Raw genomic sequence first — 6,018 nt, forward strand, 5'->3', positions numbered from 1 at the left:
AGTGGGTGTCTAAAAGGTTCGCAAACCGTAAAAACGGGTCATTGCGAGAAGCACAGCGACGAAGCAATCTGCGTTTTTGACATCATTAGATTGCTTCGTTGCCTCGCAATGACGATGATGTTTAGCGTTTTAGACACCCCCTTTAATCAATAATTAAACCATAAAGGTTTTATTTTAAAAATATGCACAACCAAACCTTAATCTTGATCCAGTGTAAGGATAGTACTGGATTGGTATCCAGTGTTTCCAATGTGATAGCACGACACCAGATGAACATAGTTTCCATGCGTGAATTTGTGGATGAAGCCAATCAGAAATTCTTCATACGTGTGGTCTGTTCGGGCGTTGTGGAGCATGTGGATGGTTTACAAAAGGAGCTGGAGCAAAACCTGCCTCCACAAGTTGATGTGGTGATCAACCCGGCTAACGATAAAAAAATTGTTGTTTTGGTCACCAAAGAACACCATTGCTTAGCAGATATTCTGACCAGGCATTTTTTCAAAACATGGAATGCTACAGTAGAAGCTGTTATAGGCAATTATGAAAGCCTACAAGAATTTACGGAGAAATTTGACATTCCATTTCATCATGTCACGCATGAGCATAAAACCAAGGAAACGTTTGAAGCAGAATTAGCGGATAAGATTGCCGCTTACAATCCTGATTATATTATCCTGGCCAAGTTCATGCGTATATTGTCCCCTACTTTTGTTGCCCAATTTGAGAACAAGCTTATCAATATCCACCACTCATTCCTACCTGCCTTTATTGGTGCCAATCCTTATCGTCAGGCTTATACCCGAGGTGTAAAAATCATTGGTGCCACGGCTCATTTTGTTACAAACGATTTGGATGAAGGACCTATTATTGTACAACGGACCAAGTCCATTAACCACAGTTACGATGTCCCACGACTTATTTCTGCTGGAAAGGAAATTGAGAAAGCCGTATTGAGCCATGCTATACAGTTACTCACGGAAGATCGAGTTATGCTTCAAGGGAATAAAACAGTCGTATTTGAATAGCAACATGATGAACATCATATTTTTATACCGCTGAGATTACTTTCTTTTAGCTAATCTTTCTGGAACTTGCATCCATATCAGTATTACATGGAGCATCATTTCCACATCCCCGTTTTAGGTCTGGCTTTTTCGATTGACACACCACTCAAAGTTGCAAAATTCGGAATTTCTTCAGTCATGTCTATCGTAGACGACGAACTTATAGAACGCATGCGTCATTATTATGCGGGTTGCTATCAAAAAGCGTACGAGCCTATAAGCAAAAAAGCGCACGATTATAGAGCAAAACGGATTACAGCTTACCTTAATCTCGTTCAGGAAATTGTACAAGAACAGATTCAGGATCTGCTAGAAGGTAATTTTGACAGCAACAAAGATCTACAACAATATTTCGAATTGTTGCCAGAGCAAAGTTTAGCAAAAAAACTATACCTGCAAATGCTCCAAACGGATAATATAGACAGTAGAAAAGCATTACAAAGAGGTTTAAAACAGTTTATTGTACCCGGCGACATTGATGTGAATATTATGTCTAAAGTAGACAAAATTAATACAGATGCACATGGCATCCCTTTAGCAGAACAATTTTCCGATGCATTATCCGCCATCCGTGGTTTTGCGCAGTCTAATTTGCAATCCTCGGTGATTCTTTCTGCAGGAATGAATCCCCGTTTATATGCTTATATAGCTGAACTATCAGCATTCTACCCCCAAGCGGACGGCACTTTTAACAAGAGAATTATTCTAAAAGTATCCGATTATCGTTCAGCCCTTATCCAAGCTAAATTTTTGGCAAAAAAAGGACTATGGATTTCTGAATTCCGTGTAGAATCAGGGCTGAACTGTGGAGGACATGCTTTCGCGACCGACGGTTTCTTACTAGGTCCAATCTTAGAAGAGTTCAAAAACAATAAATCCGCACTCATCAAAGAGTTACTTCCCATCTATGAACAAGCATTGCAGGAGAAAGGTATTTCCCTCACGCTGCAACCATCTATAAAATATACGGTACAAGGTGGAATCGGAACAGCCAACGAACAGCATTTTCTCTTAAATCATTACGGCTTTGACCGCACGGGATGGGGATCACCTTTCTTATTGGTTCCTGAAGCGACAACAGTCGACAAAGACACTTTAGAATGTTTGGTAAAAGCTACCTCAGATGATTTTTATGTCAGCGGTGCCTCTCCTTTAGGTGTTCCTTTCAATAATTTTCGAAACACTTCGGCTGAAAGACAACGTTTAGAGCGTATCGACAAAGGTCGTCCGGGAAGTCCCTGCACGAAGAAATATTTAGTTTCCAACCAAGAATTCACCACCGAACCGATTTGTACTGCTTCTCGCGAATACCAAAACCTGAAGCTCAAGGAACTGGATGCACAAAAACTTCCAACGGAACAACATCAGGAAAGATTTGAGGAAATTACCGAAAAAATCTGCTTATGCCAGGGGTTGGCAACTTCAGCTTACGTTCACTATAACATCCAAAAGAGTAGAGAAAACACGGCTGTAGCCATCTGTCCAGGACCCAATACCGTTTATTTCAAAAAAACATATTCGCTACAACAGATGGTGGATCATATATATGGTCGTCAGAATCTTCTGGCGAGTATTCAGCGTCCGCCGTTTTTTATCAATGAACTAAACCTTTATGTAGATCATATCAAAAAATATGTAGAGACAAACTGGCGGGAAGTAAACGATAAAAAGATAAAATATCTGGAGAAATTCAAAAAGCAGCTTATAGAAGGGATTGGCTACTACGAATCTTTAAAATCTGAATTCAACAAAACGTTTTCGGGATACGCTGGGGAAAGTATTGCTACACAGCTCATGCATGCAAAAAAAGCTTTAGAGAACTTATCCTTCATTAAATAGCAAGACCAATCACTATATATAAAAATAAAACAAGGCTATATCGAGATATAGCCTGTTTTTTACTTTGCTATTTTTCTAAACTTACCAAAGACACCCAATGGTAATTTAGGACCAGCCGTAGCTTGAAGATATAATTCACCGATTTCTAAGTTTTCCACCTGCGGAAAAGCAGTCTTGATTAAGTTCTCAACAATAACCGAAGAAAATCCTAAGGAATACGTATTCAAAATAAGGAAATGCTCTTTCGGATCCAGCAGTTGTATCACATCCTGCATCATTTCCATGATATGGTCTTCCAATTTCCACTTTTCTCCTTTCGGTCCGTGTCCGTAAGCCGGCGGATCTAAAATAATACCATTATACTTATTGCCACGTTTTAATTCCCGTTTCACGAATTTCAACGCATCCTCCACGACCCAACGAATATTATCCAAACCCGAGATTTCTTGATTTTCATTTGCCCAAGTCACCACCTGCTTAATAGAATCCACGTGTGTCGTATCCGCACCCGCAGCCTTTGCTATCAAAGATGCTCCACCGGTGTATGCAAATAAATTCAGCACTTTTGGTTTTTCAGCGGAAAATGAACGCACAGACTGTGAGATATAATCCCAGTTAACTGCTTGTTCCGGAAAAACACCAACATGCTTAAAGGAAGTCAGCCCTAAACGAAACTTAATGGCGGCATCATTATTTTTATACGCAATATGCCAGCGATCCAGTGTTTTGGGGTTCTTCTTCAACCAATCGCCAGATGTCGCCGAACGGCCTCTAAATTTAATATGGTAACGTTTGTTCCACTCGGCATCGCCCAAAGCTTTAGGCCATACGGCCTGCGGTTCGGGACGAATCAAAATAAGATCACCGAAGCGTTCCAATTTTTCAAAATCACCACAATCAATTAATTCATAATCTTTCCAATGCTGTGGTGTCAGTAGCTGTATATCTGTAGTTGAAGTCAATGTTATTAATGGATTTTTATTTTGACAAAGGTAGCGAAAAGATTTATTTGGCTAAAGCCATTTAATAGATTGTGTTTTCTATGGGATACGCTCTAATGGCGTTAGGCTGAGAAGGTTTTGGTATTTTTGAAATTCGGGCAGGTTGGTTTCGGATATTTTGAGCAAAACGTCTTTACCAGCTACATCCGCGTCCAGTACACAAACTTGGCGATGATACGAATTGTCTGCCACCTGCCAAGCCTTTTGTCTGACTTCGGAGCTATTGGATAAGATTTTGGTCGTAATCGAATTTTATCCAAATTACTTTTTTACCGTTGTGCGTACCCCATGAAATCTGAAACAAATTAGGGTCAAAAACAGCCTTCGTATTTTCAATATCCATAGAGGTTCGTATTTTCAATATCTCAAAGGCATAAAAGAGGAATTTAACTGATAAACAACAAGATAAGAAATTGATTGATTTGGAAAAACTTCGTATATTTATAAGTTGGCGGTCAGGCTATGAGCAACCGTGCGGATATCAACAAATTCAAAAAAATCTATTAAGCATTTTGCAAAATGTGATACACTTCTATAGAAAAAGAAAAAAAAACAGAATAAAACTAAATGAATTTATCAGAGTATGTAAAAAAGAAAAACGGTGTTCCAATCGGTCATTCAAACTCACTTCGTAATAATTTACAAAGGTCGCTTGGTGCTAAAAACTTTTCTGTTTTTTGGAATTTTTGGAATCCAATATTCGGATATTATTTAGGCACAAAAATATTTAAACCTTTAAAAAAGATATTCCCAATTGGACTTGCTGTAATTTTCACATTTATTTTTTGCGGATTGGTTCACGATTTGGTAACAACTATAATAAGAGGAAAAATTTCACTATTCTTTACCGTCTGGTTTCTTTTAATGGGATTTGTTGTAGTTATTTCAAAACAGATTAACTATAACCTATCACATATAAAATGGATTTTTAGAGCCTTGGTAAACTTATTGATAATAGGGACTTGTTTGCTGATAACGATATATTTAAGTAAGATTTTCAACTTTTATTAAATACAACAACATAAACAATAACCTTTCAAATAAAGAAACAAAATAAGTATGGATAATTATACGGTAAATAAATATAATGACAATTATAAAGAACAGATTTTAACGATCTGGGAAAATTCCGTTCTTGCAACACACGACTTTTTGACCCCAAATGACTTTAAAGAAATTAAGGAATTAGTAAGTAACATAAATTTTAATGACTTTCAGGTTTTTTGCTTGATGAACGAAAACTTGATTTTGGGCTTTATTGGAGTTGCAGACAAAAAAGTAGAAATGCTCTTTTTAGACCCAAATGTTTTTGGACAAGGACTTGGACGTAAATTATTGAATTTTGCCGTAGAAGAACTAAATGCGGACAAACTTGACGTTAATGAGCAAAACACAAAAGCTTTTAAATTCTATCAAAAATTCGGATTTGAAACATATGAAAGAACAGACAAGGACGACCAAGGCAGAAACTACCCACTATTAAGAATGAAATTAGGCAATTTTAATCAGTAAAGCCCGAACCGCTAACAAGGGTAACCGTTGCACAACTCAAATTTTCAGAGTAAAGACATCAAATACTATCAAAAACAACCTCTTTATAAGCGATTATAGCGATTATAAGGAGGTTTATTTTTAGAAAATTATTCTGCATTGTAAAAATAAGAAGGCTTAAAACCTATGTGTTGAAGTCGTGAAAGCGCTTTTTAATAAAAAGGTGCCATCCCCTTGTCTTATGGATATAACTTGGACTAAGAGGCTAGGCTTTTTCACGAGGGTGTAAAGTAAACTGTGTCAAATAAAGAATTTTTATATTAGACACAGCAAATGGAAAAAGAGGAATTTGATTTTGAGCGCTTCAAGGAAGAAGCAATGAAAGGCCTTTATAAAGGCAAGAAAATGGGTGGTACAGACGGTGTTTTTGCCCCTATGCTAAAACACTTATTGGAATCGATGTTAGAAGGAGAGCTTGATCACCACCTGCAGGAGAATAAAGCTTCCGGAGAGTCGAACCGTAAAAACGGGAAGACAAAAAAGACCGTAAGAAGCCTCCAATCGGGTCATTTTGAACTGGAGAGCGGTCGTGACCGAAACGGCACTTTCGAGCCTAAGATCGT

7 protein-coding genes are annotated in these 6,018 nt (G+C 37.8%); 5 read left to right on the top strand and 2 right to left on the bottom strand.

What is annotated here, in order from left to right; all coding sequences use genetic code 11:
- The first annotated feature begins 182 nt into the window (after positions 1-182).
- Both purU and BM375_RS14610 read left to right on the top strand, forming a co-directional pair.
- Positions 183-1,025 (top strand): formyltetrahydrofolate deformylase, encoded by an 843-nt coding sequence (purU, locus tag BM375_RS14605; RefSeq protein WP_093367128.1) that lies wholly within the window; start codon positions 183-185, stop codon positions 1,023-1,025.
- Positions 1,026-1,112: 87 nt separating this feature from the next.
- Entirely contained in the window at positions 1,113-2,903 is a 1,791-nt protein-coding gene (locus BM375_RS14610; RefSeq protein WP_093367130.1) for a hypothetical protein, read from the top strand.
- Between the two features lie 59 nt (positions 2,904-2,962).
- Here BM375_RS14610 and BM375_RS14615 read toward each other — a convergent pair whose 3' ends face one another.
- Both BM375_RS14615 and BM375_RS17235 read right to left on the bottom strand, forming a co-directional pair.
- Positions 2,963-3,865, bottom strand: a complete 903-nt coding sequence (locus tag BM375_RS14615; protein ID WP_093367131.1) for a class I SAM-dependent methyltransferase — start codon at positions 3,863-3,865, stop codon at positions 2,963-2,965.
- A gap of 78 nt (positions 3,866-3,943) precedes the next feature.
- Complete coding sequence (locus tag BM375_RS17235; protein WP_170852681.1) at positions 3,944-4,096, bottom strand: hypothetical protein; 153 nt, start codon at positions 4,094-4,096, stop codon at positions 3,944-3,946.
- A 375-nt stretch (positions 4,097-4,471) separates the two neighbouring features.
- On the opposite strand from BM375_RS17235, the gene BM375_RS14620 reads away from it, so the two are divergent.
- From BM375_RS14620 to BM375_RS14630, 3 genes are all read left to right on the top strand, one after another.
- Positions 4,472-4,915, top strand: a complete 444-nt coding sequence (locus BM375_RS14620) for an acyltransferase (RefSeq protein ID WP_093367132.1) — start codon at positions 4,472-4,474, stop codon at positions 4,913-4,915.
- 48 nt (positions 4,916-4,963) lie between these two features.
- On the top strand, positions 4,964-5,416 hold the full coding sequence (locus tag BM375_RS14625; RefSeq protein WP_212611692.1) for a GNAT family N-acetyltransferase: 453 nt from the start codon (positions 4,964-4,966) through the stop codon (positions 5,414-5,416).
- Between the two features lie 312 nt (positions 5,417-5,728).
- The coding region (locus BM375_RS14630) for a transposase (RefSeq protein ID WP_170852682.1) at positions 5,729-6,018 on the top strand (290 nt) is incomplete at its 3' end.

This window comes from Sphingobacterium wenxiniae (genome assembly GCF_900116225.1).
GTDB lineage: Bacteria > Bacteroidota > Bacteroidia > Sphingobacteriales > Sphingobacteriaceae > Sphingobacterium > Sphingobacterium wenxiniae.

What these genes read in the sequence shown, in the direction of transcription:
- BM375_RS14625 (WP_212611692.1), top strand. Translation starts at nt 4,964, where the DNA reads ATGGATAATTATACGGTAAATAAATATAATGACAATTATAAAGAACAG.
- purU (WP_093367128.1), top strand. Translation starts at nt 183, where the DNA reads ATGCACAACCAAACCTTAATCTTGATCCAGTGTAAGGATAGTACTGGA.
- BM375_RS14620 (WP_093367132.1), top strand. Translation starts at nt 4,472, where the DNA reads ATGAATTTATCAGAGTATGTAAAAAAGAAAAACGGTGTTCCAATCGGT.
- BM375_RS14610 (WP_093367130.1), top strand. Translation starts at nt 1,113, where the DNA reads ATGGAGCATCATTTCCACATCCCCGTTTTAGGTCTGGCTTTTTCGATT.